At 72.4% G+C, this 577-nt stretch carries 1 protein-coding gene; it reads right to left on the reverse strand.

From position 1 onward, the window contains the following. The coding region (locus tag J0695_RS39515) for an RDD family protein (RefSeq protein WP_206969673.1) at positions 1–577 on the reverse strand (577 nt) is incomplete at both ends.

Genomic DNA, 577 nt, shown 5'->3' on the forward strand with positions numbered 1-577 from the left:
GCCGCTGAGAAGCGCGGGGGCTGATGCGACTCGATGCCGCGTACGTCCAGACCGCAGACCTTCTTGCCGAGGGTGCGCCCCCACTTGGCGGTCGGCAGGACCTCGTACAGCACGCCGAGGACCAGGAAGGCCCCGAGGGCGATACCCAGATACGTCGCCGTGGTCCCGTCCAGGAGCCAGACGGTGACGGTCTGGCCGGAGAGCTTGGCCTCGTCGATCTTGCCGTTGATGTGGTCGGTGGCCTTGGTGACCAGCGGGGCCGCGATGGCGCCGACGGCCGCACCGAGGACGACGGTGTCGATCAGCCGGGCGGCAAGTCGCTTGCCGAGACCGGCGGGGCGGGCGTTCGACTGGTCCGCCGCGAGCTGCGCGAAGGGGTCCAGGGTCGGGGGCCGCCAAGGGGCGGCCTGCTGGGGCTCGGCCTGCTGCTGACCTTGTTGTTGCTGAGCCTGCTGCTGGGGGTCGGGCTGGGCCAGCTGGTGGACCTGCTGCGCCCAGGACGCCGAACCGCCGCCGGAGCCGGGCGTGGTGGGCGAGTTCAGCGCCTCGGGGCGGGGCTGCTGGGGCTGTACGGGGA

Source organism: Streptomyces beijiangensis (assembly GCF_017315755.1).
Taxonomy (GTDB): Bacteria; Actinomycetota; Actinomycetes; order Streptomycetales; family Streptomycetaceae; genus Streptomyces; species Streptomyces beijiangensis.